Source organism: Streptomyces sp. NPDC001868, assembly GCF_040297125.1.
GTDB lineage: Bacteria > Actinomycetota > Actinomycetes > Streptomycetales > Streptomycetaceae > Streptomyces.
Genome location: NZ_JBEOYO010000034.1, coordinates 76,199 through 100,491, shown reverse-complemented (window position 1 = coordinate 100,491; position 24,293 = coordinate 76,199). Strand labels below are relative to the sequence as shown.

Below are 24,293 nucleotides of genomic sequence, written 5' to 3'. Positions count from 1 at the left end.
TTGCGGACCGGGTCGCGGAGATCCGTCCCGTGGGTGAGCCAGCGCTCCTGGAGGGCCTGGGCGCCGTGCTCCCGCTTCCAGGCGGCCTCGTTGCGGCCCTTCAGGGGCGCGGGGAACTGCGCGGCCCGCCCCCATCCACCCGCAGTCGACCGACCGGCCGGATCAGACCCTCATCGGCTGGGGGGATTCCCGGCGGGCCGGGTCCGGGCCGGGGTATTCGCGGATGATCTCGTACCTCGTGTTGCGTTCCACCGGGCGGAAGCCGGCGTCGCGGATGAGGTCCAGCAGGTCCTCGCGGGTCAGTTTGTTCGGCGTGCCGTAGTTGTCGGCATCGTGGGTGATCTTGTACTCGACGACCGAGCCGTCCATGTCGTCGGCGCCGTGCTGGAGGGCCAGTTGGGCGGTCTGCACGCCGTGCATGACCCAGAAGACCTTGACGTGGGGGACGTTGTCGAAGAGGAGGCGGGAGACCGCGAAGGTCTTCAGCGCCTCCGCGCCGGTCGCCATCTGGGTCCGGGACTGAAGGCGGTTGCGTACCTTGCCGTCCTTCATGTCCACGAAGTCGTGCTGGTAGCGGAGCGGGATGAAGACCTGGAAGCCACCGGTCTCGTCCTGGAGCTCACGCAGGCGGAGGACGTGGTCCACCCGGTGCTTCGGCTCCTCGATGTGGCCGTAGAGCATGGTGCAGGGGGTCTTGAGACCCTTCTCGTGCGCCAGGCGGTGGATCCTCGACCAGTCCTCCCAGTGGGTGCGGTGGTCGACGATGTGCTGCCGGACCTCCCAGTCGAAGATCTCCGCGCCGCCACCCGTCAGGGACTCCAGACCCGCTTCGATCAGCTCGTCCAGGATCTCGGACGCCGAGAGGCCGCTGATTGTCTCGAAGTGGTGGATCTCCGTGGCCGTGAAGGCCTTCAACGAGACGTTCGGGAGGGCGGCCTTCAGCTCCTTCAGTGAGCGCGGGTAGTAGCGCCACGGGAGGTTCGGGTGCAGGCCGTTGACGATGTGCAGCTCGGTGAGGTTCTCGCCCTCCATCGCCTTGGCGAGCTTCACCGCCTCCTCGATCCGCATCGTGTACGCGTCCTTCTCCCCCGGCTTGCGCTGGAAGGAGCAGTACGCGCAGGAGGCGGTGCACACGTTGGTCATGTTGAGGTGGCGGTTGACGTTGAAGTGGACGACGTCACCGTTCTTCCGCGTCCGCACCTCGTGCGCCAGACCGCCCAGCCAGGCCAGGTCGTCCGACTCGTACAGCGCGATGCCGTCCTCGCGGGTCAGCCGCTCACCGGAACGGACCTTCTCCTCCAGCTCGCGCTTGAGCCCGACGTCCATGCCCACACCTTTCACCGACCGACCGCTCACAGACTTCCCCAACCGTACGCCCCCGCCTCTACTCCTCCTCCGGCAGCTCACCCACCCGGTTCTCCCACTTCGTGGAGAGCACGATCGTCGTACGCGTCCGGGAGACGCCCTTCGTGCCGGAGAGCCGGCGGATGGTCTTCTCCAGACCGTCCACGTCGGGGGCGCGCACCTTGAGCATGTACGAGTCGTCGCCCGCGATGAACCAGCAGTCCTCGATCTCCGCCAGGTCCCGTAGCCGCTGCGCCACCTCCTCGTGGTCGACGGCGTCGGAGAGGGAGATGCCGATGAGCGCGGTCACACCGAGGCCGAGGGAGGCCGCGTTGACGGTGGCGCGATAGCCGGTGATGACCCCGGCCGTCTCCAGCCGGTTGATGCGGTCCGTGACACTGGGTCCCGACAGACCGACGAGGCGCCCCAGCTCCGCGTAGGAGGCCCGGCCGTTCTCCCTCAGGGCCTGGATGAGCTGCCTGTCCACCGCGTCCATGCGATCGGTTGCCTTCCGCTGAAGAGTTGCGTTGTGAGTGACAGATTGAGTGAGTGACAGATTGAGTGAGTGATGCGTGATCAGTGAGGTGAGCGGGGTGCGATGAGAGTGGTGCGGGGCGGAGCGTGCGCGTACGGCTCAGTCGGCCGTGGTCGTATCGGAAGCGCGTGCCCCGCCCACCTCGCCCTCCCAGCGCCGGTACAGGGTGTGCGGGACGCCCACCGCGTCCAGCGCCCGTCCGGCGACGAAGTCCACCAGGTCCTGGATGTGCGTGGCCCCCGCGTAGAACGCCGGGGACGCGGGCAGTACGGTCGCGCCCGCCTCGTCCAGGGTCACCAGGTGCCGCAGGGTCTGCCCGTTCAACGGGGTCTCGCGTACGGCGACGACCAGGCGCCGCCGTTCCTTGAGGGTCACGCTCGCGGCCCGTTGGAGCAGGTCCTTGCTGAGCCCCAGGGCGACGCCCGCGACGCACGCCGTCGACGCGGGGACGATCAGCATCCCCTTGACGGGGTACGAGCCCGAGGACGGTCCGGCGGCCAGGTCGCCGGCGCTCCAGTGCCGTACGCGGTCGCCCTCGACGTCCACGTCGAACGTGCCCGGTTTGCCGTCGGCGCCTCGGGACAGCCATTCGCGCAGGTCGTCGCGCCAGTGGGCGTCCCGGAAGGAGATTCCCGTCTCGTCCAGCAGGGTCAGCCGCGAGGCCCGGGACACCACGAGGTCGACGCGCTCGCCGGCGGCGAGGAGCGCGCGCAGCACCGCCGCGGCGTATGGGGTGCCGGATGCGCCGGACACCCCTACGATCCAAGGCGTACGCGGCGTCTCTCCTGGCTTGACTGGGTTCACGACACCGAGCCTATCCGGCGGCGCGGGGCGGGAACCGGTCAAGGGGGCACGGCCGTTTCCCGGAGGGGACGAGTTGAGTCGGGGGTTCGACATGGCTGGTGGAGTACGTGGGGCGCTGAGTCCGGAGCGGGAGTGGTCGCGCGGGGACCGGGTGAGGGCCGCGGCCAAGCTGATGGTGGGCTGGGTGGCGCTGCTGTGGCTGCTCGAAGTGATCGATGTGGCGACCGGTCACGCGCTGGACGACTTCGGGATCGTGCCGCGGTCGGTGCCCGAGCTGGTCGATGTCGTACCGGCGTCCTTCATCCACTTCGGGTTCGGTCATGTGGCGGCGAACAGTGTGCCGTTGCTGGTGCTGGGGTTCCTCTCGGCGCTCGGGGGGTTGCGCCGGTTCCTCGCCGTGTGCGCGCTGATCATCGTCGCGGACGGGCTGGGGGTCTGGCTGATATCCCCGGACAACACCAACACGGCGGGGGCGTCCGGTGTCGTCTTCGGGCTCTTCGGATTCCTGGTCGTCAGCGGGTTCGTCGAGCGGCGGTTGCTGGGGGTCGCGGTGGGGGTCCTCGTCGCCGCGGTCTGGGGCGGCTCGATCCTCGGGGGCATCGCCCCCACCGAGACCGGCATCAGCTGGCAGGGGCATCTGATCGGGCTGGTGACGGGGGTTGTGGCGGCGGTCCTGTTCCGCCGGAAGCCTGCCGCCTGAGAGTCCGGGGGATTCGGTTCGTCGGCGAGTGCGGCTCCGGTGGGGGCTGGTCGCGCAGTTCCCCGCGCCCCTGAAGAAGCAGGGGCTGCGCCCCGTGCTTTTTCAACGGCCCGCAGGGGCCGTTGCTTCTAGGGGCGCGGGGAACTGCGCGGGCAACCACGACGCACCCGCACCCGGCAGCCCACAGAACCCCCCGAGCTCGAAGCCGCCGCTAGAACGTAAGCCCCCGCACCACCAGATCCAGCAGCGCGCACGCGAACAGCGCGATGCCGATGAAGCCGTTGACGGAGAAGAAGGCCCGGTTCAGACGGGACAGGTCATGCGGACGCACGATCGTGTGCTCGTACACGAACGCCCCCGCCACGACCGCCAGCCCCAGCCACAGAAACGCCCCCGCCCCCGTCATCACCGCGTACCAGACGAACAGCAGGGTCGTCACGGCGTGACACCCCCGCGCCGCCCAGACCGCCGCCGGGATCCCGAACCGCGCCGGCACCGACAGCACACCGGACTCACGGTCGGAGTCGACGTCCTGGCAGGCGTAGATCAGATCGAAGCCGCCGATCCAGATGCCGACCGCCAGACCGAGGACGACCGCCTCCCAGGACCATTCCCCCGTGATCGCCAGCCAGCCGCCCACCGGCCCCATCGCCTGGGCGAGGCCCAGGATCGCCTGCGGGTAGTTCGTGAACCGCTTGCCGTAGGGGTAGACCACCATCGGGATCACCGCGACGGGGGCCAGGGCCAGACACAGCGGGTTCAGCAGCGCCGCCGAGCCGAGGAAGATCACGACCGCGATCAGCGCACCGGTCCAGGCATGGCGGACCGACATCGCCCCGGTCACCAGCTCACGCTGCGCCGTACGCGGGTTACGGGCATCGATCTCGCGGTCGATGATCCGGTTGACCGCCATCGCGAACGTCCGCAGCCCTACCATGCAGATGGTGACCAGCAGCAGCCGCACCCAGTGGACGTTGCCGTCCAGCCGGAACATCGCGGTGAGCGCGGCGATGTAGGCGAAGGGCAGCGCGAAGACCGAGTGCTCGATCATCACCAGCCGGAGGAAGGCCTTCGTGCGGCCCGGTTGCGGAATGGCCGCCGACGCGCTGGTCACAGGCCGTACTCCTTCCAGCGGCGGTCGACGAGCGCCGCAGTCGCCGGGTCGGACTCGACCATGTCCGGCCACCCCCCGTCCCGCGTGTACCCCTCCTCGATCCACTTCTTCGTGGCGTCGATGCCCGCCTTGCCGCCCCAGAACTGCTGGTAGGAGGCGTGGTCGAGATGGTCCACCGGGCCCTCGACGATCGAGAGGTCGCGGGCGTAGTCCGTGTTGCCGAGCGCCCGCCACGCGACCTCGTGCAGGTCGTGGACGTCGCAGTCGGAGTCGACGACCACGATCAGCTTGGTCAGGGACATCATGTGGGCGCCCCAGATCGCGTGCATGACCTTCTGCGCGTGCTTGGGGTACTTCTTGTCGATCGAGATGATCGCGCAGTTGTGGAAGCCGCCCGCCTCGGGGAGGTGGTAGTCCACGATGTCCGGGACGATGATCTTCAGCAACGGCAAGAAGAAACGCTCCGTCGCCCGGCCCAGCGGGCCGTCCTCCGTCGGGGGCCGCCCCACCACGATCGACTGGAGCAGCGGCCGCTTCCGCATCGTCACACAGTCGATCTTCAGTGCGGGGAACGGTTCCTGCGGGGTGTAGAAGCCGGTGTGGTCGCCGAACGGGCCCTCGGGGAGCGTCTCTCCGGGCTCCAGCCAGCCCTCGATCACCACCTCCGCCTGCGCCGGCACCTGCAGCGGCACCGTCTTGCAGTCGACCATCTCGATCCGCTTGCCCGAGACGAACCCGGCGAACAGGTACTCGTCGATGTCGCCGGGGAGCGGGGCGGTCGAGGCGTACGTCACGGCGGGCGGGCAGCCGAAGGCGATGGCGACCGGGAGGCGTTCGCCGCGCCTGGCGGCCACCTGGTAGTGGTTGCGGCTGTCCTTGTGGATCTGCCAGTGCATACCGATGGTGCGCTTGTCGTGGCGCTGGAGGCGGTAGAGGCCGAGGTTGCGTACGCCGGTCTCGGGGTGCTTGGTGTGGGTGAGCCCGAGGTTGAAGAAGGAGCCGCCGTCCTTCGGCCAGGTGAAGAGGGCCGGGAGCCGGTCCAGGTCCACGTCGTCGCCCTGGAGGACGACCTCCTGGACGGGGGCGCTGTCCGGCTTCACCTTCTTCGGCGGGACATGGGTCATCGCGCCGAGCTTGCCGAACGCCTCGCGCACGCCCACGAAGCCCTGCGGCAGCTCGGGTTTGAGCAGACCGCCGATCTTCTCGCTGATCTCGCCGTACGACTTGAGGCCGAGGGCCTTCAGCAGGCGGCGGTCCGTGCCGAAGACGTTCATCGCGAGGGGCATCGAGGAGCCCTTCACGTTCTCGAAGAGCAGGGCGGGGCCGCCGGCCTTGTTGACCCGGTCGACGATCTCCCCGACCTCCAGGTAGGGGTCGACTTCGGCCTTGATGCGCTTGAGATCGCCCTCGCGCTCCAGTGCGCGGAGCAGGGAGCGAAGATCGTCGTAAGCCATGGGGTCAAGTATCCCCGAGGGGCTACCCTGACCCCGTCACGGGGCCCGGCGCACGGTCCCGCCGTCACGTCCGGGGGCCGGTACACGGGCCCACCGCCGCTTCCAGGGGGCTGTTCCATGCTCAGGGTGTTGCTGTACCTCGTGCCGCTGGCGCTGACGATCTACGCGTTCATCGACTGCCTCAACACGCCCGAGGACGAGGCGAAGCACCTGCCGAAGATCGCCTGGGTCTTCATCATCCTGCTCTTCTGGATCGTCGGCCCCATCGCCTGGCTCGCCGCCGGCAAGCTGCGCAACGCCCCCGCGGGCGGCCGCACCCCCTCCGAGTGGCACCGCAACCACCGCACGGAGTACGTCGCCCCCGACGACAACCCCGAGTTCCTGAAGTCCCTCGCCGAGGACAACAAGAAGGACGAGTCCCTCCTCAAGAGCTGGGAGGCCGACCTCCGCCGCCGCGAGGAGGAGCTGAAGCGGCAGGAGGAGGACCGGCCGAACAAGCCGGACAACGGGGACCAAGGCGACGGCAAGAAGGACGGAGGCCAGGGCTGACGCGGGCGCGTACACGGAGGCGTACACGCGGAGGTGTACACGCGGAGGCGTGGACACGTACGCGGGAGCGCGCTCAGTCCTTCGGCGTGTCCCCCACCTTGTCGACCACCCCGACCTCCAGCAGGGCCTGACGCTCCGAACCCAGGTACTTCAGGCTCTCCCGGTCGAAGACCCACACGGCACGGTCGTCGCCCTCGCCGAAGGCCAGGCCGACGCCCTCGCGCCCGGCGGCGTCCTTCGCCGCCTCGACGACCCGCACCCCCGGGACCATGGCGGCGACGCGGAAGAGCGCGCCGTTCAGCTCGGGCAGCAGTTGTGCCCCGTCGAGCATGGTGGTGATGTACTCCAGCGCGGCCTCCTCATGGGTCGGGCCCTGGCCGCCGGTCTCGGCCCACACCTTGTCGTACAGCTTGTCGGGGTTCGTGGGCAGCGCCCGCAGCCGGTGGTAGAAGCTGTGTTCCGGGTCCGCCGAGAGCGTCATGTCCTCGGTCGTCGCCTGCATCCGCTTCTTGAGGGCCCCGTCCGGGAGCCCCTCCGGGATCGGCTGCCCCTCGGGCCATGTGGTCCGGGCGAGCCCGTCCCGCTCCCCGTCGGCGGCGATCCAGTCGGTCCGCCGGTACGGATACTCCTTCTCCGCACCCGCCTTGCCCGTCTCGCCCGCCTTGCCCGCCGCGGACTTCGTGTTCTCCGTGTTCTCCGTGCTCTTCGCGCTCTCCGCGCTCTCCGCGTTCTCGACCACGTCCTCCATCGCGGTCCCCGGGTCCGTCATCGTGCCCTGGGTCCTGATGTAGAGGTACTGGTCCTCGCGTACGGGCGTGGCCTCCCCGGCCGTCGCGGCCGAGGCGATGCGCTTCAGGAGGCCGGCCGCCTCCTCCTCGGCGGTCGGCCCCCGCCCGATCGCGCCGGTCGCGATCACCGTCGCGAGAACCGCGGCGGCCACGCCGAGCGGCATCGCGACCAGGACGAACCGGCGGCGCGAACGGGACGGACGGCCCGCGGCCGCGCGCTCCCCCGGCGTCCGCGCCCCGGTGATCCGTACCGTGGCCTCGCCGGTGATCTCCTGCCGGAGGTGGTCCTCCAGCCGCGCCAGCCGGTCGTCCGACAGGAGCGGGTCGCCCGGGCTGGGCAGCAGCCGTGCCAGTTCTTCTCGTTCCACGGGATTCATCGCTGTCTCTCCTGTGCCTCTGCCTGCGCCGGTGCCGGCCCGACCGCCTCGGTGCGGCCGACAGGTATCTGTCCGCCGCCGGGGAGGGGTCTCGTTCTTTCGCTCCGTACGGGCTGCCGCGCGAGTTCCGCCTCCGCGAGGCCGCGCAGACGCTGCCGGGCGCGGGCCAGCCGTGACCGTACGGTGCTGACGGGTACGTCCAGGGCCTCGGCGGCGGCCGCGTAGCTCAGCCCCGACCAGACGCAGAGCGCGAACACCTCGCGCTCACGCCGGCGGAGCTTGGCGAGGGCCGCGTGGGCTGCCGCGAGCCGGTCGGCGTCGTCCAGACGGCCGACCAGTTCGTCGGCGAAGTCGGGCACGGTCGCGCGATCGGTGGGGCGTTCCGGGAGCCGGGCGAGGGCGGCGCCGTGCCGCCGGGCGGTGCGGCGGGTGTTGCGCAGCACGTTGGTGGCGATGCCGAACAGCCAGGCGCGCAGACCGCCGTCGCCGGTGTCCGCCACCCCGGCGTCCGGCACCTCGGCGTCCGGCAGCAGCCGCTCGCGCAGTCGCCACGCCTCCAGGAAGGTCAGCGAGACCACGTCCTCCGCCGTGTTCCGGTCGGCGGTCAGCCGTGCGGCGTGGCCGTACACGGCCTGCGCGTGCTCCCGGAAGAGTCTGCTGAACGCCTCCGGATCACCTGTTCGTACGCGGGTTCGCAGAGAAGGTTCCACACCCTCCCCTGTCCGGACGGCCCGGGCCGTCCCTGTGTCCCCGGTCACATCAGGAGCCCTCAGGAGCCTCCTCCTGCGTTCTGGAATCGTCCTACCCTTCACCCGATGCACCGGCCCGGACAACCCTCCACCCCACCCGTCGCACCCACCGCACCCACCACCCGCCTGCGCCCCGTCGACCTCGCCCGCCTCTGCGGTGTCTCCACCCAGCAGATCCGCAACTACGAGGAGGCCGGGGTGCTGCCGCCCGTGCCGCGTACGGGCTCGGGGTACCGGGTCTTCGGGGACGCGCACCGGCGGGCGCTGCTGACGTACCGGGCGCTGTCGAAGGGGTACGGGGCGGTGGCGGCGACGCGGATCATGCGGACCGTGCACGAGGGGGACGTACCGGGGGCGTTGGCGCTGGTGGACGCGGCGCACGCGGCGCTGCACACGGAGCGTGTGTCGTTGCGGGCGACGAGCGCGGCGCTGGAGACGCTGGCCGGGGAGCCGCCCGAGGACGACGTGCCCGACACCGACCTGCTGATCGGCGAGGTCGCGGCGCTGCTCGGTGTCCGCACCTCGACGCTCCGCGTCTGGGAGGCCGCCGGTCTCCTCTCCCCCCGCCGCGAACCCGGCACCGGCTACCGCCACTACACCCCCGAGGAGGTGCGCGACGCCCGCTTCGTCCTCGCCCTGCGCCGCAACCACTACCTCCTCGACGACGTCCGCCCCGTCCTCGAATCCCTCCGCAACGAGGGCAGCACCGAGGCCCTGCACACCGCGGTCACCACCCGCCACACCACGCTGACGGCCCGCACGGCGGCGATGCTGGAGGGCGCGGGCCATCTGCACACGTATCTGACACCTGACGCCGCGCAGGGGTGACCGGCGGACCGGCGAACTCCCCACCCCTGAGCAGGAGCCACCCCTGACCAGGAGCCCGACGTCAGGAGTGGCATATGCAGCACCTGAGGTCGATGATGGACAAAGGGGAAGAAGGTGATGATGACGAACGGCCGCGAGTCCGAGAAGCGTCCTTCTTCGTCGCGGCGTGAGGCCGCCGAGGAACGCGTTTCCGCGCCCGAGGCCATGCGGAGCGCGATCGAGCAGCTCACCGAGTTGCTGGGCCGTGCTCCCGAGTCCGTTTCCGCGCTGAAGCCGACCGACGAGGGCTGGGAGGCCCAGGTCGAGGTCCTGGAGCTGGAGCGCATCCCGCAGACGACCAGTGTGATGGCCGGCTACCGGGTCGCTCTGGATCCCGCGGGCAAGCTGCTGGCGTACGAGCGCGGACGCCGGTACACGCGCGCGCAGGTCGACCGCTGAGCCGACGCGGCCACGGCCGCCGAGAAGTCGGCAACGCCGTCTGAGCCAGGGCTCGCAGCCCCTGACATACGGCTTCCCGCATCGGAAGGGAAGAGATCGTGACTGTGGTGCCGCAGAGCGGGGGCGGCGCCGCCGCCGGTGGTGGTGGCTCGGGAAACCTCTACGACGTGCTGGAACTCGTCCTCGACCGGGGGCTGGTCATCGACGCGTTCGTACGGGTCTCCCTGGTGGGCATCGAGATCCTGAAGATCGACGCCCGGGTCGTGGTGGCCAGCGTCGACACGTATCTGCGCTTCGCCGAGGCGTGCAACCGGCTGGACCTGGAATCGGGCAGCAAGGCCCCCTCGAAGCTGACGGACATCGTCGGGGACGCCACCGAGTCGGGCGCCCGGGGCAAGAGCAAGGGAGCGCTCACCGGTGCGGTCGAGGCCGTCACCGATTCGCTCGAGAAGGGACGCGGGGACGACGACCGCGAGTCCGGGCGAGAGAAACAGCGCGTGCGCTCCGAGCGGAGCAGCAGCACGAGCCGCCGTTCCTCCCGAGCACGTGAGGAGTGAGCGAGCCGATGGCCGTGTACGTCTACGCGATCACCAAGGCGGCGCATCCGCTGGACCTGGACGACGTCAAGGGCGTCGGCGAGGAACCCGCCGAGCTGCGCGCCGTCAGCAGCGGCGACCTGAGCGCCGTCGTCAGCGAGTCCCCCGAGGACCTGTCGGTCAGCCGCCGGGACGTCGAGGCGCACCACGAGGTCCAGGAAGAGCTGTGGGCCGACGGCGCCATCCTGCCGTTGAGCTTCGGGTTCGTCGCCCCGGACGAGGCCGCCGTGGAAGCACTGCTCCAGGAGCGGGCCGAGGCGTTCTCCCTGCGTCTCGACGAGCTGACCGGGCGCGCGGAGTTCAACGTCAAGGGCCTCCAGGACGAGGACACCCTCCTGCGCGCGATCCTGACGGACTCCCCGCAGGCCCGTGAGCTGAACGAGGCGATCCGCGAGGGCGGCGGGACGTACGAGGACCGTCTCGCCCTCGGCGAACTCGTGGCCCAGGAGGTGCAGGTCCGGCAGGAGGCGCTGGGCGAGCAGGCCCTCGCCGCGCTCCGGCCGTACGTCCTGGCCGAGCAGGTCTCCCCGCCGTCCCAGCAGTACTTCGTGAACGCCTCGTTCCTGGTGGAGGGCGAACGGGCCGAGGAGTTCGCCGACGCCGGCGGAGAGCTGGCCGAGGCGCTGGGAGAGGGGGTGGAGCTGCGGCTGCGCGGCCCGCTGCCCCCGTACAGCTTCGTCTGACCACCGATGGCGTACGACCACCGATGCGCATGACCCCTGAGGAGGCGGTGTGGTGGGACTGATCGGGACCATTCTGACGTTGCCGATCGCCCCCGTGCGGGGCGTCGGATGGGTGGTCGACAAAGTGCGGCAGGCCGCCGAGGACGAGTACTACGACCCGGGCCCCATCCAGGAGGAACTGGTGAAGCTGGAGCAGGCGCGGACCGAGGGGCAGGTCGACGAGGAGGAGTTCGCGCGGCGCGAGGAGGAGTTGCTGCATCGCCTGGAGGAGATCAGCGCCTACCGGCTCCAGCAGCAGAGGGAGACACAGTCATGAACAACGCCACGATCGGCGCGGCCGTCCTCGGCGGTTATCTGCTGGGGCGGACGAAGAAGGCCAAGCTCGCCCTCGGCCTCGGCGCGCTGCTGGCCGGATCCCAGGTCAGGCCCGGCCAACTGGGCAAGGCGCTCGACGCCCCGTTCCTCGGGAACATCACGGAGAAGGTGCGCACCGAGCTGATGGACGCGGGCAAGGCCGCGGCGACCTCCGTGATGACGGCGAAGGCCGACAGCCTGGCCGGCACCCTGCACGAACGCACCGCGGGCCTGCGGGAGCGGGCCGAGGGGCACGACGAGCCGGACGAGGACGAAGACCTGGACGAGGGCGAGGGCGAGGAGAAGGACCAGGCCGAGGAAGCCGACGAAGCCGAACCCGACGAAGCGGCCGAGGACGAGGAAGCGGCCGACGAAGCAGCCGAGGAGGACAAGGAAGAAGAGGACGAGGACGAGGACAAGGAAGAAGACAAGGACGAAGGCGAGGACGAGGAGAAGGCCGAAGCGGAGGAGAAGGAAAAGGCGAAGGCGAAGGCCGGAGCGCGTCGGAAGAGCCCCGCCAAGAAGCCGGCCGGCCAAAGCACCACGACGCGCCGCGGCGGCGGACGCTCGACGGCGGCACCGCGCGGTGGGTCGACGGCCCGCAAGAGCGAACCGCGCCCGAAGAAGAAGACCGCCGCCCCGAGCCGCGCCAAGAGCGGCACCGGCACACGGTCGAGGAGGCAGGACGATGGCTGAGGGCAGAACGGCGAAAGGCGGGTCGGCGGGGGCCGGCACCCTCAGCGAGACCCGTGAGGAGGCCGGTCAGAACGGCGGCACGAACCGGCTGAAGGAAGAGCTGGAGGACTACATCGAGACCCGGCTGTCACTGATGCTCGAGAACGTGGGCCAAGGCCTGGGCGACGGCGCCCGCAAGCTGACCGACATGAACGCGGGGTCGCTGACATCGACCGCGTCCCACGCCAAGGACGCGCTGGTCGACAAGGCGAAGGGCGCCACGGGCAAGGCGAAGGACGCCGTCACCGACAAGGCCAAGGACGTCACGGACAAGGCGAAGGACGCCGTCGGCAAGGGGAAGGGCAAGGACCCCTCGGGCGGCAGCGGCAAGGGCTTCGCCATCATCGAGGACATCGACGTGGGTGTGCCGGTGCGCGAGGCGTACAACCAGTGGACACAGTTCCAGGAGTTCGAACGGTTCGCCAAGGGCGTCGTCGGCGTCGAGCAGAAGGACGACGTCACCACGCAGTGGCACGTCAAGGTCGCCAAGTCGAACCGGCACTGGCGCGGCACCATCACCGAACAGGTGCCCGACGAGCGCATCGTCTGGACGTCCGAGGGCGAGAAGGGCACCACCAGGGGCGTCGTCACCTTCCACCCGCTGGGCGAGAACCTCACCAAGGTGCTGCTCGTCCTGGAGTACTTCCCCCAGGGGCTCTTCGAGAAGGTGGGAGGCCTGTTCCGGGCCCAGGGCCGCCGCGTCCGCCTCGACCTCAAGCTCTACCGCACGTTCGTCATGACGCGCGGCGAGGCCACCGGCGGCTGGCGCGGAGAGATCCGCGAAGGAGAGGTCCAGGAACCGGAGGAGGACGACGAGGAACGGGAGGGACGGGACGAGGCGGAGGACGCGGAGGACGCGGAGGACGTCGAGGACGCGGAGATCCTGTACGACGAGGACGACGAACCCGAGGCCGAGGCTGAGTCCGGCCGCGAGGCCGACGACGAGGAAGGCGAATGGGAGGAAGAGGAGGAGGACGACGAGGCGGACGACGAGGCGGCGGACGAGTACGAGGACGAGGAGCCCGAGGACGAGGAAGCCGCGTACGAGGACGAGGACGAGGTCGAGGACGAGGACGAGGACCGGGAGAAGGCAACGGCGTCGAGGTCGAGGTCGTCGAGAAGGTCGAGTGAGCCGTGACCCAGTCCTCCTCCCCCGTTCCCTCACCGTCGCGGAGCCCCTCCCCGTACGGCGGTGGCCAGGGCTCCAGCGCCAACCTCGCCGACATCCTTGAACGGGTGCTCGACAAGGGCATCGTCATCGTCGGCGACATCAAGATCAACCTGCTCGACATCGAGCTGCTCACCATCAAACTGCGCCTCCTGGTGGCCTCGGTCGACAAGGCCAAGGAGATCGGCATCGACTGGTGGGAGCACGACCCCGCCCTGTCCTCCCGCGCGTCCCGCTCCGACGGCCGGCGCTCCCTCGCCGACGAGAACGAGCGCCTGCGCGCCGAGGTGAAGGAGCTGCGCGAACGCGTCGAGGAGGCCCTGCCCGAGCTGCCCGCGAGCCGCCCCGCCAGATCGGCCGAGCGCCGCAAGGTGAGCCATACGGAAAGCCGTACGGAGGCCCGTAGAGCGGAGCCCCGTAGAGCGGAACCCCGTGCGGCGGAGCCCCGACGCAAGCGGCGCAAGCCGGTGGTGGACGCCGAGGTCGTCGAGGACAGCGAGGTTGTCGAGGACGACGAGGAGCGAAGCTGAGGAGGCCCCCGGCCGACGATGAGCACGTACGGCGACGACCACCGCGACTACGCCTACGGCGACGGCGACTACGACCGCCCCATCAGCGGACGGCAGGTCGCCCTGATCGACCTGCTCGACCGGCTCCTCAGCGGCGGTGTCGTCCTCACCGGCGACCTCGTCCTGAGCGTCGCGGACATCGACCTGGTGCGGGTCTCCCTGCGCGCGGTGATCGTCGCCGTCCGCGAGGGGATGGACGAGCAGTGGTCACTGTCACTGCCCGAGCGCACGGCCCCGGAACTCGGGCCCACGCCCCCGGAACCCGAACGGACACCCGTGGAAGGAGGCCCCGCCCATGACAACCCCCCGGCCTGACGGCGGCCCCCACCCCGACCGTCCCCGTCCCGACGGCGGCCCCCGTACCAGCCGTCCCCGTCCCGACGGCGGCCCCCACACCGACCGCCTCCGCGAGGTGTCCCAAGCCGCGACCCGTGCGTTCTCCCTGCTGCCGGCCCGGCCGGAGGAGGTCGCCCCGCCGCCCGGGCGGGACGGGACGGGAGCCGTGGCGCGCCGGCTGCGGACCGATCCCGACACGGTCGAGCGGGACCTCGTCCGGCTGGTGCTCACCATCGTCGAACTGCTCCGCCAGCTGATGGAACGGCAGGCCCTCCACCGCGTCGACCACGGCGGCCTCACCGAGGAGCAGGAGGAGCGTCTCGGCATGACCCTGATGGTCCTGCACGACCGGATGACCGAACTCTGCGACCGCTACGGCCTCACCCTGGACGACCTCAATCTCGACCTCGGCCCCCTGGGCACCCTCCTCCCACCCCCCTGATCGGGCGCCACACACGTGATCCGGGTGCTTCTCGGGCAGAGTGTCGTCATGGATGTAGTCCTGGATCAGACGCGCGCACGCGCATGGCTCGCCACCGCCGTCGCGGAGGCGCGGGCCGGGCTCGCCGAGGGCGGCATCCCCATCGGGGCCGCGCTCTACGGTCCGGACGGCAGGCTGCTCGGGCGGGGCCACAACCGCCGTGTCCAGGACGACGACCCCTCCACGCACGCGGAGACGGCAGCGTTCCGCGCGGCGGGACGGCAGCGGTCGTACCGGGGTACGACGATGGTGACGACGCTGTCGCCGTGCTGGTACTGCTCGGGGCTGGTGCGGCAGTTCGGGATCTCGCGGGTGGTGGTCGGGGAGGCCACGACCTTCCACGGCGGGCACGACTGGCTCGCCGGGCACGGTGTGGAGATCGTGCTGCTGGACGACCCGGAGTGCGTGTCCCTGATGCGCGCCTTCATCGAACACAACCCGGCTCTATGGAACGAGGACATCGGTGACATCGACGACGTCAGTGCCATCGGCGAGTAGGCCCCGCATCCCCACCATCGATCTGCGTCCCTGGCGCGACGGCGGCCCCGAGATCCGCGCCCGGATCGCCCGTACCGTCGACGAGGCGCTCCAGACCGCCGGTTTCCTCCTCGTCACCGGCCACGGTGTGGATCCGGCCCTGCGCACCCGTATCCGGGAGGCCGCGCGGACCTTCTTCCTGCTGCCCGTCGAGGCCAAGCAGGCGTACGAGGTGAAGGTCGGCGGGCGCGGGTGGCTCGGACCGGGGGCCGAGGCGAACGGGTACGCGGAGGGTACGGAGACCCCGCCTGACCTCAAGGAGTCGCTGACGTTCGCGACGCACGAGCCGTTCGACGACCCGGTCGTGAACGCGGAGTGGTACGCGCCGAACGTGTGGCCGGCCCAGGTGCCGGAGCTGCGGACGCTCTGCGAGGAGTACCTGACGCGGATGGGCGAGCTGGAGAACCTGCTCCTCTCCCTTCTCGGCGAGGCCCTGGGCCTGGAGCCCAACTTCTTCTCCCGGCACATGAGCCACCCCACCTACGGCTTCAACATCAACTGGTATCCGGGCACGGAGGTCATCGGCGACCCGGTGCCAGGCCAGTTCCGGATCGGCCCGCACACCGACTTCGGCACGGTCACGATCCTCGACCGGCAGGCGGGGAAGGGCGGGCTCCAGGTGTACACGGACGAGGGCGGCTGGGAGGACGCCCCGTACGACCCGGACGCCTTCACCATCAACATCGGTGATCTGATGGCGCGTTGGACCGGCGACCGCTGGCGTTCGGGACGCCACCGGGTGCTGCCGCCCCCGGCCGACGAGCCCGCCGAGGAGCTGATGTCACTGGTCTACTTCGGCGAGTGCACCCCGGGCACGATCGTGGAGTCCGTGCCCGCGCCGGTCGGGCGGGTGGCGCATCCGCCGGTGGACTCGCACGCGTATCTGCGGGCGCAGCTGGACTCGATCACCGTCGACTGACCCCCTGGACCCCCTGGACCCCCTTGGCTCCGAAACCCGTCTTCCCCCGCGTCACCTTGTATCGAGCGTTTGACACAAGATCCGGCTCACGGCATCTTGTACTCACCGCCTGATACAAGATGATCCGGGGGGATCTCCCATGCTCGACTCCGCCGACACCGCTCCACTGCAGCGCCGGCTCCTCGACCACGCCGACCACTACGCCCGCTGGTCGGGTCTGGCCATCGGTCTCGTGATCGCGCAGGCGCTGTCCACCCTGGGGCACGTCGAGTTCGAGCAGCGCGTGGTGTTCTGCATCACGGCCTTCGGTCTGTGCGCGGTGGCCGGTGTCCTGCTCGCCGACGCCCTGACCCTGCGCCCGCAGGACGCGGTACGCACCGCGAGTCTCGCCCCGCGCCTGGTCAGAGACCATGTGCCACCGCACATGGGCCCCCTGATCGTCGTTCAGGGGGTCTCCCTCGTCGTCCTGCTGGTGATCGCGGCGGCCACGGCCTCCGTCGATCCCGACCGGATCCTGAGCACCGGCAAGGTCGTCGCCGTCACCTGCAACGGGATGCGCGCGACCCTCGGCCCCTGGCCCGGCCTGTACTACAGCCTCCCGATGTTCGGCGCGCTCGCCATAGCCACCCCCACCTGCGTCTGGGCCCTGCGCCGCATCGCCCACGGCCCGGGCGAGGCGCAGCAGCGCCGGGACCGGGCATGGGCGGTCACCGGGGCCTGGGGCCTGCTGGTGTCGAGCCAGCATCTGTACGCCGTCCTGATGATCTCCGTCTCGCTGACGGAGACGGGCTGCGCCGGTGTGCTGGGCGCGCTCACCTTCTGGGTGTTCTACCCGCTGGCCCTGCTGAACGTGTTCACCGTCGCCTGGTCCCTGGTCACCGTGGTGGCACCCCGCGCGGTCGAGGACGAGGCGGCGGACGAGGACGGGGCCCCCGACGATGAGTGAGGCCGCCGTCCGCGTCGACACCACCAGCCAGGTACCGCCGTACGAGCAGATCCGCGCGCAACTCGGGGCGCTGATCGTCACCGGCCGGCTGGCCGAGGGCGAACGGCTGCCGACCGTGCGCCAGTTGGCCACGGACCTCGGGCTGGCGCCGGGCACCGTGGCCCGCGCCTACCGCGAGCTGGAGGCCGCCGGGCTGATCCGCACCCGCCGGGGCGCGGGCACCCGGGTCGCGGCGCCCCCGACCGGCCCGGCCCGCCCGTACGCCGCCCAACTCGCCACCCTGGCCCGCGACTTCACCTCGTCGGCCCGCGCGCTGGGCGCCGACACCGAGGCCGTCCTGACCGCCGTCCGCGAGGCACTGGGGCCGGACCGACCCCGGCCCTAGGCCCGCCTCCGGAAGGCGATGCCGAGGACGCCGCCCGCGCCGCTGCCGAGCACCATGCCGATCGCCAGGTTGTCGAAGACGGCCACCCCCAACGCGACCCCGACCGCGATACCGATCAACGTGCCCACCGTAAACCCGATGCCGATGGGCGACGCCCCGTCGTCCGCGCCGCCCGCACTGCCCTCGCCATCCCCGCCGTTCGCCATACGATCATTCTGTCGAACCGACCGGTGGGGGCAAGGGCCGATACGGCCACCCTCACGACGGGACCTCCTCCAGCGGTTCCAGCACCGAGTAGTCCCCGAAACAGCGGCGATAGCGCAGATGCCGGGTCTCCTGCGTGTGCCTGCGCTGCCACTCCTCCACCGCCGCCGGATCACTGCGTACGCCCGACTCCGCGCCGCACTCCGTCTCGTCGCCCGACACACACCGCGCCTCGTACTCCGGTTCCGCCGTCGCGTCCTGCGCGATGACGTACGGCACGTACCGGAACACGCGGCGCGGGCGGGCGGCCCCGACGGTGTGCTCCCGTCGCTGATGGTGACGCAGCAGTACGTTCGCGTCGGTCTCCGCGCTGCGGTCGTAGCGGGCCCGCGCCTCGTCCCGCCGTACGGCCAGTTCGGCGCACGCGGTACACCCGGGCACCGGAACAGGTGGCCGACCGAGGTCGGCGTCGTCTCGCTGACGCACGCTCACACCCTCCTCTTCGTACGGCGGTTGACCGCTCTCACCTGCGCCGCGAGCCGCTCCGCCGCGGTCGCCGGCCGCAGCGTCTCCGGATCCGCCTCCCACTCCCGGCCGCCACCGACCGGGCGCAGCATCGCGTACGGCCCGATCTTGTCCCGGTACTCGCCCACGCGCCGCGTTCGCGGGTCGTAGACAAGCTGCCCTTCTGGTTCCACGCGCACTCCACAGCCGTGTCTGTCACTCTGGGTGTACACAGCGTTGCCCAGGGGAACGGTCGCAATCAACGGGGTACGTGTGGCACTGGGCCTCTGCCACGGACAGCACAAGGGGGACGTCATGACGAGGCGGAACGCGGAAGGGGCCGGTGGAGCCGGGAGTTCGGTGCTGTTCGGCGAGGTGCTGCGGCACTACCGCGAGGCTGCGCTGCTGACACAGGAGGCGCTGGCGAAGAAGATCCCGTGCGACCGCTCGCAGGTGGCGAAGGTGGAGGCGGGCACGAGGGTTCCCAGTGAGCAGTTGGCGAAGCGGTGCGATGAAGTGTTGGAGACGGGTGGGGTGTTGGCCCGGGTGTGGGGGAAGGTCGACTGGTATCCGGCCGTCCAGCATCCGGACTGGTTCGAGCGCCGGGTCGAGATGGAGGCGGTGGCGGTCGGACTGCGGGAGTACCAAGAGCGAGTCGTCCCGGGTCTGTTGCAGACGGCGGACTACGCTCGTGCGCTCTTCTCCCGGGCCACCTCGGGCGATGAGGTGGAGGAGCGCGTTCGGGCCCGGATGAGCCGCCAGCCACGCTTCCTGTCCGACGACGGCCCGCTGTACGTCGTGGTCCTGGACGAGAGCTGTCTCCGCACTGCGGTGGGGAGCCCGGACATCATGCGCGACCAGTGCGCGCACCTGCTGAGTGTCGGGCAGCGCCCCAACATCCGTATCCAGGTGGCTCCGGCCGACCTCTTCGGGATCTTCCGCCCCAGGCAGTCCATGTCCCTGATCGAGCTGCGCGACGAACGGTGGCTCTACTCCGAATCGATGGACCACAGCCACTTCAACAACGAACCGACGGCTTACGCCCGTTATAGCCGTACCTATGATGTGCTCAGGGCCGACATCCCGTCAGCCCGCGAGTCCGCCGCCCTGATCAGCGACGTGATGGAGGGGTACGAGCATCATGGACAGGTACGAGCTGAGCACGGCGACCTGGATCAAGAGCAGCCACAGCGGCGACAACGGCGGCAACTGCATCGAAGTAGCCCCCGGTTTCCCCGGACTCGTCCCCGTCCGTGACAGCAAGAACCCCCACGGCCCCGTACTGGTCATCAACCGTCCCGCCTGGCTCTCCTTCATAGGCGCTGTACGGTCGGAGTCGTAAGGGAACGGGCAGCCTTCGTCGTACTCCGAAACAACTGCCCCTCCCTCCACAGCTGTTGATAACCACAGCAGCTATGACAACGGCAACGGCGACACCACAGACCCACGCCCTCTTCGGCATACCCACGGCGTACGCGCACTCCGAGGCCCTCCCCTTCATCGTGCTGACCGGCGCCCGGGGCCTCGGCAGGAGCACGGCTCTGCGGGAGCTGCGGGCGGCGTACCGGGGTCGTGCTCCCGTCGCGTTGATCGACGGCGAGGAGACCCGGTTCGACCGGCCTCCCCCGGGCCGACCCCCGGAGACCTGGTCGCCCGCGTACGAGGCGCTGTCGGCGATCGCGGAGCAGCTCGGCGAGCCCGTGGCCGGGGCCGGGCGGATCACGTTCCCTCGGCTGGCGTGCGGGCTGCTCGCCGTCGCGGCCGGGGGCTGGGGTGATCGCGGACTGTCGAGGATCTGCGCGGAGGCCGAGCGGGTCCTGCTGCTGAGCGACACGGGCGGCTGGCTGGCGGGGCGGTGGGTGGGGAAGACCGTGGCCCGGCTGGTGTCGTCGATGTCGGACCAGGGCCCGGTGGCCGAGGCGATCATCGAGACGGCACTGGAGGCGTTCAGCGAGGGGATGTCGTCCTCGCACCGCCGGCTGCGCCGGGGCGCCGTCTGGTACCGCGACCACCCGAACGCCGCCGGGAACCCGAAGCTGGGCCTGGTCCTCCTCTCCCGGCACTTCAGGGCGGGCGGCGACGCCAGAACCCACGCCGAACACCACCTCGTACGGGCGCTGCTCGCGGACCTGGACGACGCGCACGCGGGGGTCGTACCGCGCTCGCAGCGGGCGGGGCGGCCGGTGATCCTGCTCGACAACGTGCAGGAGGCGGCGGGGCGGAGGCTGCTGGAGTCGGTGCTGCGGGACCGGGCCGACGGAAGGGCCGACCAGGTGGCGTTCTTCGCCGGGCTGCGCGGACAGGGCCACCCGGCGCTGCGGAACGCGGCCCGCCGCACCCTGCCGGAGGCGACCCGTGCGGATGGCTGGACACCGGGCGGTACGCCGTCGTCGCACGCCCTGCTGGTGCCGTTGCCGCCCCTGTCACCCGACGAGACGCGGCAGGTCCTGGAGACGGCCTGCGACGCGGAACAGCCGATCCCGGTGGCGATGGCGGCGCCGACGCCGGCGCGAGTGGCGATACCGGTGCCGTTTCCGGTGCCGGTGCCGTTTCCGCCCCGACTCCCGTCCGCCATCCGCCGGTTGACCGGCGGGAATCCCGCCGGCACCGCGCTCATGGTCGAAGCGGCCCGCCGGAACCTCCCCCGTGGACTCACCGCGCCGGCCGACCTGCTGCTCGCCGACCACACCGGACGCCCCACCTACCGACTGCTGCTGGACCGCCTGCTCCCGGACGAGGAGCACATCGACGAGCTGGCCGTCCTCGCCGTCGCCCACGACCACGACTCGGCGGTCGCCCTCGCCGAGTCCCGGCTCCCGGCCGGGTTCGGCGCGTCGGGCGTACGGGCCCTGGAGGACCGGCTCGCGGCGGAGGGTCACCCGCCCACCCCCGACCACTTCGTGGGCGACACCTTCCTACGGACCCTGCTGTTGCTGCGGCTCCGCCAAGGGACCGCCGACAGCCTGGTTCGAACAGTCCGCCCGGACCGCCCGGACCAGCCGAACCTGCCGACCTGGCGGGACGCCCACCGCACCCTGGCCGCCCACTACGGCAGCGCCCGCCCCCTCCACCGGGCCCACCACGAACTCGCCCTCGGCGAACCGGACTTCGCGGTCTCCCACCTCAGCGACACCTTCCGCGAGGCGGACCCCCGCACCTGGCTGAACTCCCTGGCCTTCATCGCATCGGCCCCGCGTGCGGACAGCACGAACGCCCCGGACGACCGGGGCGCTGTGGCACTCGACCGCCCGGACCCGGCCCTTCACGCACGCGTACGCCGTCTGCTGCACACGGTGTGGCAGTTGACGGATCCCCTCGTCCTACCGGACCCCGAGGTCGCCGCACGCATGCGCCGGGACCTGGAACAGCTCTCCGCCACCCGCCCGGCCGCCGACGCCCTCCTGCGGCGGGCGTCGAGGGACTGGCCGGACGACGCGCTCGCGGGCCGCCCACTGCGCGTGGGGTGACGGGAGGTCTCGCCCCCACGGGGCGGACCTCGCCAGGAGGTCCGCCCCGTCTTCACTGGGTCTTCACTGGGTCATGCGGGTCGAGGGAGGCTCAGAAACGGTCCGGGGCACGCTCCGGGAGCGGAGAACCGGGAAGCACGTCCTGCTTCTGGTTCTTCCGTGCCTCCGCGTTCGAGCCGGCCGTCGCCTCGCAGGTCACGTCCTTCGCCGGGAGTTTTCCGGTGAGCAGGTAGCCGTTGACCGCGCCGTCCGAGCAGGCGTTGCCGTTCGGGTAGACACCGTGGCCCTCGCCGCCGCGGACGGTGACCATCTTCGAGCCCTTCAGGTCGGCGTGCAGGGCCTGACCGCTGGGCAGCGGGGTCTGCGAGTCCCACTCGTTCTGGACGACCAGGGAGCCGACCTTGTTGTTCACCTTGGTCGCCGGTTCCACGGACTTGCCCCAGAACGCACAGGGCTTGATGCTGGACGCGAAGTCACCGAAGAGCGGGTAACGGCGCTTGTCCGCGATGGCGTCCCGGCGGTAGCTCTCGGGATCGCGGGACCACGCGGCCGAGTTGTCGCCGCACACCACGGCCCAGAAGCTCGCCATCGAGTTGTCGGACGGCACGTCGGCGCCACCGCCGGCGGCGCGTGCCGTCCCGGTCCCGGCGGAGCCGGCGAACACCGCGAGCTTGTTCGCGGAGGCGGGCTTGCCGGCCGCGGCCTTCTTCAGCTCCACCATCACCTCGGAGGCGAACTCCGGGCTGAAGACCGCCCCGCGCATACCGATCCGGATGTCATCGGCGGTGGTCGGCTGCCCGTCCACATCGATGGGCTTCTTCTCGGCCCGCGCGACCAGGTCCCAGAAGGTCCGGTCGACCTTCTTCGGGGTGTCACCGAGGCCGTACTTCGCCGAACGCGCGGCGGCCCACTCGGTCCACCGGTCGAACGCGGGCTCGGCGCCCTCCGCCCACCACTGGATCATCCCTCGCCAGGCGCGCGCCGGTTCGACCGCGCTGTCCAGCACGAACCGGTCGGCCCGGCCCGGGAAGAGCTGGGTGTAGACGGCGCCGAGGTAGGTGCCGTACGAGTAACCCACGTACGAGATCTTCTTCTCACCGAGGATCGCCCGGATCAGATCCATGTCACGCGCGGTGTTGCGCGTGGTGATGTGCCGGAGCGTGCCGCCCGCCTTCTTCTCGCACTTCTTCGCGACGCCGCGTGCCCAGGCGACATCCTTGGCGAACGTCTCCTTCTTGTAGGGCCGCAGCCAGTTGTCCTCCCCCTCCTTCAGACCGCAGGAAACCGGGCTGCTCAGTCCCACACCGCGCGGGTCGAAGCCGATGAGGTCGTACTTCCGCTGTGCGGCCTTGGGAAGCGACTCCTGGATCCCCAGCGGCATGTAGAGCCCCGAGCCCCCGGGACCGCCGGGGTTGGAGAACAGGACACCGTGGCGCTTGTCGGGCGTGGTGCTCTTGAGCCGGGATATGGCCAGGTCGATCCGCTTGCCGCCGGGGGCCCGGTAGTCCAGGGGGACCTTGATGGTGGCGCACTGCAACTTCGCCGGCGCGTCGGCGGAGCACCGCTTCCACTTCGGCTTCTGCTTCACATACCGGTCCAGCGCGCCCCCGGCGGCCGACGAGGAGGCGGTCGAGCGGGATACGGCCGACGGGGAGGACGCCGGAGCGGCGGTGGCCGTCGAGGTGGCGAGTGCGGGAGCCAGCGTTGCGGTGACACTCACAGCCAACAAGGGCACGAGGCGTCGTCTGCGCACGAAATCGATCCTTCCGGTCACACGTTCGGACAGGAAAGATCATTCAGGAAGCGGCCACCCATGCGGATCCCTCACCGGGCCGCGCCTTCCTCCACCCTGGGAATGACACAACAGGGGCGTGTGGTACCTGAGTTGTAGGGGAGCCGGACCGGGACCCGGGCGGCGCAGGCCGCGGCACCGGGCGGTGCCCTCAGGGACGCGAAGGAACCGGCATCAGCGTCGCGACTCGACCAGGACCTCGATGCCGTCGAGCACCCGGTCGAGCCCGAAGTCGAAGTCGAAGTCGGTGTCGCCCTCGTCCCCGTGCTCGAACACGCCCGAGCCGAGGAGCCGCGCGATGGCGGGGTGCCGCTCGGCGTCGGTGAGCGCCCCGAGCGCCGCAGCGTAGCGCCGCAGCGACTCGTCGGGCCCGACCCCGCTCGCCCGCATTCCGGCCTCCAGGTCGGACGTCAGCACGGATTCGTTCCGTACGTAGCCGCCCACCAGCATCAGCACGGAGAGCTTCTCCTCCTCACGCAGGCCGGTGCCGTCCAGCCCCGCGAGCGCCGCCTCCATCCAGGCCAGGGAGTTGGGGCCGATGGGCGGCCCCGACGTCGGGATGCGCAGCACCCACAGGTTCCGGCGGAAGACCGCCCGCTGCGCCCGCGCCCACCACGCGAGGCACTCGCGCCACCCCGCCCCGGACGGCGGCCCCTCGGGCGGCACCCCCACGGCCGCCTCCAGCATCAGCACATAGAGCTCGTCCTTGGCGCCGACATAGCGGTAGAGCGACATGGGCGAGACGCCGAGTTCCTTGGCGATCCGCCCCATGGACACCGCGCCGAGCCCCTCGGCGGCGGCGATCCACACGGCCGTGTCCACGATCCGGTCGAGGCTCAGCCCGGGCCGCGGCCCCTTCGCGGGGCGTTCGCGCAGGCCCCAGGCCACCTCGAGGCTCACGGGCAGCCCCGTCCCGCTCTCCGTGTCCGCCACGTAC

The 24,293-nt window shown here is 70.8% G+C and carries 31 protein-coding genes and 1 pseudogene; 19 read left to right on the top strand and 13 right to left on the bottom strand.

Going from position 1 to position 24,293, the window contains the following annotated elements; all coding sequences use genetic code 11:
* The 4 genes and pseudogenes from ABT147_RS31695 to ABT147_RS31680 all read right to left on the bottom strand — a co-directional run.
* A pseudogene (locus ABT147_RS31695) lies at nt 1-95 on the bottom strand (suppressor of fused domain protein); the annotation flags it as partial.
* Nucleotides 96-162: 67 nt separating this feature from the next.
* A complete protein-coding gene (gene mqnE, locus ABT147_RS31690) occupies nt 163-1,326 on the bottom strand; it encodes an aminofutalosine synthase MqnE (protein WP_351412525.1) in 1,164 nt (387 codons plus the stop codon).
* 58 nt (nt 1,327-1,384) lie between these two features.
* Nucleotides 1,385-1,840 (bottom strand): Lrp/AsnC family transcriptional regulator, encoded by a 456-nt coding sequence (locus tag ABT147_RS31685; protein ID WP_351412523.1) that lies wholly within the window; start codon nt 1,838-1,840, stop codon nt 1,385-1,387.
* A gap of 138 nt (nt 1,841-1,978) precedes the next feature.
* Entirely contained in the window at nt 1,979-2,683 is a 705-nt protein-coding gene (locus tag ABT147_RS31680; protein WP_351412521.1) for a UbiX family flavin prenyltransferase, read from the bottom strand.
* Nucleotides 2,684-2,774: 91 nt separating this feature from the next.
* Here ABT147_RS31680 and ABT147_RS31675 point away from each other — a divergent pair, with 91 nt between their 5' ends.
* Nucleotides 2,775-3,383, top strand: coding sequence for a rhomboid family intramembrane serine protease (locus tag ABT147_RS31675; protein ID WP_351412519.1), 609 nt, complete (start codon nt 2,775-2,777; stop codon nt 3,381-3,383).
* 211 nt (nt 3,384-3,594) lie between these two features.
* On the opposite strand, the gene mqnP is transcribed toward ABT147_RS31675, so the two are convergent.
* Both mqnP and ABT147_RS31665 read right to left on the bottom strand, forming a co-directional pair.
* The gene (gene mqnP / locus ABT147_RS31670; RefSeq protein WP_351412517.1) at nt 3,595-4,497 is read right to left on the bottom strand and encodes a menaquinone biosynthesis prenyltransferase MqnP; all 903 of its coding nucleotides are present in this window, start codon (nt 4,495-4,497) and stop codon (nt 3,595-3,597) included.
* Nucleotides 4,494-5,951 (bottom strand): menaquinone biosynthesis decarboxylase, encoded by a 1,458-nt coding sequence (locus tag ABT147_RS31665; protein WP_351412515.1) that lies wholly within the window; start codon nt 5,949-5,951, stop codon nt 4,494-4,496. Before ABT147_RS31665 ends, mqnP begins: the two co-directional genes overlap by 4 nt.
* A 117-nt stretch (nt 5,952-6,068) precedes the next feature.
* Between ABT147_RS31665 and ABT147_RS31660 the strand changes: the two genes are divergently transcribed.
* Nucleotides 6,069-6,500, top strand: a complete 432-nt coding sequence (locus tag ABT147_RS31660) for a PLD nuclease N-terminal domain-containing protein (RefSeq protein ID WP_351412513.1) — start codon at nt 6,069-6,071, stop codon at nt 6,498-6,500.
* A 73-nt stretch (nt 6,501-6,573) separates the two neighbouring features.
* On the opposite strand, the gene ABT147_RS31655 is transcribed toward ABT147_RS31660, so the two are convergent.
* Nucleotides 6,574-7,665, bottom strand: coding sequence for a CU044_5270 family protein (locus ABT147_RS31655; protein WP_351412511.1), 1,092 nt, complete (start codon nt 7,663-7,665; stop codon nt 6,574-6,576).
* On the bottom strand, nt 7,662-8,375 hold the full coding sequence (locus tag ABT147_RS31650) for an RNA polymerase sigma factor (protein ID WP_351412509.1): 714 nt from the start codon (nt 8,373-8,375) through the stop codon (nt 7,662-7,664). Before ABT147_RS31650 ends, ABT147_RS31655 begins: the two co-directional genes overlap by 4 nt.
* Before the next feature lie 105 nt (nt 8,376-8,480).
* On the opposite strand from ABT147_RS31650, the gene ABT147_RS31645 reads away from it, so the two are divergent.
* From ABT147_RS31645 to ABT147_RS31580, 14 genes are all read left to right on the top strand, one after another.
* Nucleotides 8,481-9,242: a MerR family transcriptional regulator gene (locus ABT147_RS31645; RefSeq protein WP_351412507.1), complete on the top strand. Its 762-nt coding sequence runs from the start codon at nt 8,481-8,483 to the stop codon at nt 9,240-9,242.
* A gap of 120 nt (nt 9,243-9,362) precedes the next feature.
* On the top strand, nt 9,363-9,680 hold the full coding sequence (locus tag ABT147_RS31640) for a gas vesicle protein GvpO (protein ID WP_351412535.1): 318 nt from the start codon (nt 9,363-9,365) through the stop codon (nt 9,678-9,680).
* Nucleotides 9,681-9,778: 98 nt separating this feature from the next.
* Entirely contained in the window at nt 9,779-10,237 is a 459-nt protein-coding gene (locus ABT147_RS31635) for a gas vesicle structural protein GvpA (protein WP_351412505.1), read from the top strand.
* A gap of 8 nt (nt 10,238-10,245) precedes the next feature.
* Nucleotides 10,246-10,959 (top strand): GvpL/GvpF family gas vesicle protein, encoded by a 714-nt coding sequence (locus ABT147_RS31630; protein WP_351412503.1) that lies wholly within the window; start codon nt 10,246-10,248, stop codon nt 10,957-10,959.
* Nucleotides 10,960-11,011: 52 nt separating this feature from the next.
* On the top strand, nt 11,012-11,275 hold the full coding sequence (locus ABT147_RS31625; RefSeq protein WP_351412501.1) for a gas vesicle protein GvpG: 264 nt from the start codon (nt 11,012-11,014) through the stop codon (nt 11,273-11,275).
* Nucleotides 11,272-12,009, top strand: coding sequence for an ABC transporter substrate-binding protein (locus ABT147_RS31620; protein ID WP_351412499.1), 738 nt, complete (start codon nt 11,272-11,274; stop codon nt 12,007-12,009). Before ABT147_RS31625 ends, ABT147_RS31620 begins: the two co-directional genes overlap by 4 nt.
* The gene (locus ABT147_RS31615; protein WP_351412497.1) at nt 12,002-13,186 is read left to right on the top strand and encodes an SRPBCC family protein; all 1,185 of its coding nucleotides are present in this window, start codon (nt 12,002-12,004) and stop codon (nt 13,184-13,186) included. The genes ABT147_RS31620 and ABT147_RS31615 overlap by 8 nt, the downstream gene beginning before the upstream one ends.
* Entirely contained in the window at nt 13,183-13,746 is a 564-nt protein-coding gene (locus ABT147_RS31610) for a gas vesicle protein (protein ID WP_351412495.1), read from the top strand. Before ABT147_RS31615 ends, ABT147_RS31610 begins: the two co-directional genes overlap by 4 nt.
* Before the next feature lie 18 nt (nt 13,747-13,764).
* A complete protein-coding gene (locus tag ABT147_RS31605) occupies nt 13,765-14,100 on the top strand; it encodes a gas vesicle protein (RefSeq protein WP_351412493.1) in 336 nt (111 codons plus the stop codon).
* Complete coding sequence (locus ABT147_RS31600) at nt 14,081-14,563, top strand: gas vesicle protein K (RefSeq protein WP_351412491.1); 483 nt, start codon at nt 14,081-14,083, stop codon at nt 14,561-14,563. Before ABT147_RS31605 ends, ABT147_RS31600 begins: the two co-directional genes overlap by 20 nt.
* Before the next feature lie 48 nt (nt 14,564-14,611).
* Nucleotides 14,612-15,100, top strand: a complete 489-nt coding sequence (locus ABT147_RS31595) for a nucleoside deaminase (RefSeq protein WP_351412489.1) — start codon at nt 14,612-14,614, stop codon at nt 15,098-15,100.
* Complete coding sequence (locus ABT147_RS31590; protein ID WP_351412487.1) at nt 15,084-16,058, top strand: isopenicillin N synthase family dioxygenase; 975 nt, start codon at nt 15,084-15,086, stop codon at nt 16,056-16,058. Before ABT147_RS31595 ends, ABT147_RS31590 begins: the two co-directional genes overlap by 17 nt.
* A 139-nt stretch (nt 16,059-16,197) precedes the next feature.
* The gene (locus tag ABT147_RS31585) at nt 16,198-17,004 is read left to right on the top strand and encodes a hypothetical protein (protein ID WP_351412485.1); all 807 of its coding nucleotides are present in this window, start codon (nt 16,198-16,200) and stop codon (nt 17,002-17,004) included.
* Complete coding sequence (locus ABT147_RS31580; protein WP_351412483.1) at nt 16,997-17,389, top strand: GntR family transcriptional regulator; 393 nt, start codon at nt 16,997-16,999, stop codon at nt 17,387-17,389. The genes ABT147_RS31585 and ABT147_RS31580 overlap by 8 nt, the downstream gene beginning before the upstream one ends.
* Here the strand turns inward: ABT147_RS31580 and ABT147_RS31575 are convergent.
* From ABT147_RS31575 to ABT147_RS31565, 3 genes are read right to left on the bottom strand one after another with little or no spacing between them, the layout of a single operon-like run.
* The gene (locus ABT147_RS31575) at nt 17,386-17,595 is read right to left on the bottom strand and encodes a hypothetical protein (RefSeq protein ID WP_351412481.1); all 210 of its coding nucleotides are present in this window, start codon (nt 17,593-17,595) and stop codon (nt 17,386-17,388) included. The two genes, ABT147_RS31580 and ABT147_RS31575, sit on opposite strands and share 4 nt — an antisense overlap.
* Nucleotides 17,596-17,647: 52 nt before the next feature.
* Nucleotides 17,648-18,079, bottom strand: coding sequence for a DUF7848 domain-containing protein (locus ABT147_RS31570; RefSeq protein ID WP_351412479.1), 432 nt, complete (start codon nt 18,077-18,079; stop codon nt 17,648-17,650).
* 2 nt (nt 18,080-18,081) lie between these two features.
* Nucleotides 18,082-18,291: a hypothetical protein gene (locus ABT147_RS31565; RefSeq protein WP_351412478.1), complete on the bottom strand. Its 210-nt coding sequence runs from the start codon at nt 18,289-18,291 to the stop codon at nt 18,082-18,084.
* A 121-nt stretch (nt 18,292-18,412) separates the two neighbouring features.
* Here ABT147_RS31565 and ABT147_RS31560 point away from each other — a divergent pair, with 121 nt between their 5' ends.
* The 3 genes from ABT147_RS31560 to ABT147_RS31550 all read left to right on the top strand — a co-directional run bounded on the left by ABT147_RS31560 (nt 18,413) and on the right by ABT147_RS31550 (nt 21,564).
* Nucleotides 18,413-19,354 carry a helix-turn-helix domain-containing protein gene (locus tag ABT147_RS31560; protein WP_351412476.1) on the top strand — a complete coding sequence of 314 codons (942 nt, stop codon included), beginning with the start codon at nt 18,413-18,415 and terminating at the stop codon, nt 19,352-19,354.
* Nucleotides 19,311-19,439, top strand: a complete 129-nt coding sequence (locus ABT147_RS31555; protein WP_351412533.1) for a DUF397 domain-containing protein — start codon at nt 19,311-19,313, stop codon at nt 19,437-19,439. The genes ABT147_RS31560 and ABT147_RS31555 overlap by 44 nt, the downstream gene beginning before the upstream one ends.
* 73 nt (nt 19,440-19,512) lie before the next feature.
* On the top strand, nt 19,513-21,564 hold the full coding sequence (locus ABT147_RS31550) for a hypothetical protein (protein WP_351412474.1): 2,052 nt from the start codon (nt 19,513-19,515) through the stop codon (nt 21,562-21,564).
* A 91-nt stretch (nt 21,565-21,655) separates the two neighbouring features.
* Here ABT147_RS31550 and ABT147_RS31545 read toward each other — a convergent pair whose 3' ends face one another.
* Together ABT147_RS31545 and ABT147_RS31540 are read right to left on the bottom strand one after the other, a co-directional pair.
* Entirely contained in the window at nt 21,656-23,317 is a 1,662-nt protein-coding gene (locus ABT147_RS31545; RefSeq protein WP_351412472.1) for an alpha/beta hydrolase, read from the bottom strand.
* Nucleotides 23,318-23,530: 213 nt separating this feature from the next.
* A complete protein-coding gene (locus ABT147_RS31540; RefSeq protein WP_351412470.1) occupies nt 23,531-24,289 on the bottom strand; it encodes a TetR/AcrR family transcriptional regulator in 759 nt (252 codons plus the stop codon).
* Nucleotides 24,290-24,293 lie beyond the last annotated feature (4 nt).

Bases quoted from the DNA above. Each gene is read 5' to 3' on its own strand.
- mqnE (WP_351412525.1), bottom strand. From the start codon at position 1,326: ATGGACGTCGGGCTCAAGCGCGAGCTGGAGGAGAAGGTCCGTTCCGGT.
- ABT147_RS31685 (WP_351412523.1), bottom strand. From the start codon at position 1,840: ATGGACGCGGTGGACAGGCAGCTCATCCAGGCCCTGAGGGAGAACGGC.
- ABT147_RS31675 (WP_351412519.1), top strand. From the start codon at position 2,775: ATGGCTGGTGGAGTACGTGGGGCGCTGAGTCCGGAGCGGGAGTGGTCG.
- ABT147_RS31665 (WP_351412515.1), bottom strand. From the start codon at position 5,951: ATGGCTTACGACGATCTTCGCTCCCTGCTCCGCGCACTGGAGCGCGAG.
- ABT147_RS31660 (WP_351412513.1), top strand. From the start codon at position 6,069: ATGCTCAGGGTGTTGCTGTACCTCGTGCCGCTGGCGCTGACGATCTAC.
- ABT147_RS31655 (WP_351412511.1), bottom strand. From the start codon at position 7,665: ATGAATCCCGTGGAACGAGAAGAACTGGCACGGCTGCTGCCCAGCCCG.
- ABT147_RS31645 (WP_351412507.1), top strand. From the start codon at position 8,481: ATGCACCGGCCCGGACAACCCTCCACCCCACCCGTCGCACCCACCGCA.
- ABT147_RS31640 (WP_351412535.1), top strand. From the start codon at position 9,363: ATGACGAACGGCCGCGAGTCCGAGAAGCGTCCTTCTTCGTCGCGGCGT.
- ABT147_RS31630 (WP_351412503.1), top strand. From the start codon at position 10,246: ATGGCCGTGTACGTCTACGCGATCACCAAGGCGGCGCATCCGCTGGAC.
- ABT147_RS31620 (WP_351412499.1), top strand. From the start codon at position 11,272: ATGAACAACGCCACGATCGGCGCGGCCGTCCTCGGCGGTTATCTGCTG.
- ABT147_RS31615 (WP_351412497.1), top strand. From the start codon at position 12,002: ATGGCTGAGGGCAGAACGGCGAAAGGCGGGTCGGCGGGGGCCGGCACC.
- ABT147_RS31605 (WP_351412493.1), top strand. From the start codon at position 13,765: ATGAGCACGTACGGCGACGACCACCGCGACTACGCCTACGGCGACGGC.
- ABT147_RS31600 (WP_351412491.1), top strand. From the start codon at position 14,081: ATGACAACCCCCCGGCCTGACGGCGGCCCCCACCCCGACCGTCCCCGT.
- ABT147_RS31595 (WP_351412489.1), top strand. From the start codon at position 14,612: ATGGATGTAGTCCTGGATCAGACGCGCGCACGCGCATGGCTCGCCACC.
- ABT147_RS31585 (WP_351412485.1), top strand. From the start codon at position 16,198: ATGCTCGACTCCGCCGACACCGCTCCACTGCAGCGCCGGCTCCTCGAC.
- ABT147_RS31580 (WP_351412483.1), top strand. From the start codon at position 16,997: ATGAGTGAGGCCGCCGTCCGCGTCGACACCACCAGCCAGGTACCGCCG.
- ABT147_RS31575 (WP_351412481.1), bottom strand. From the start codon at position 17,595: ATGGCGAACGGCGGGGATGGCGAGGGCAGTGCGGGCGGCGCGGACGAC.
- ABT147_RS31560 (WP_351412476.1), top strand. From the start codon at position 18,413: ATGACGAGGCGGAACGCGGAAGGGGCCGGTGGAGCCGGGAGTTCGGTG.
- ABT147_RS31550 (WP_351412474.1), top strand. From the start codon at position 19,513: ATGACAACGGCAACGGCGACACCACAGACCCACGCCCTCTTCGGCATA.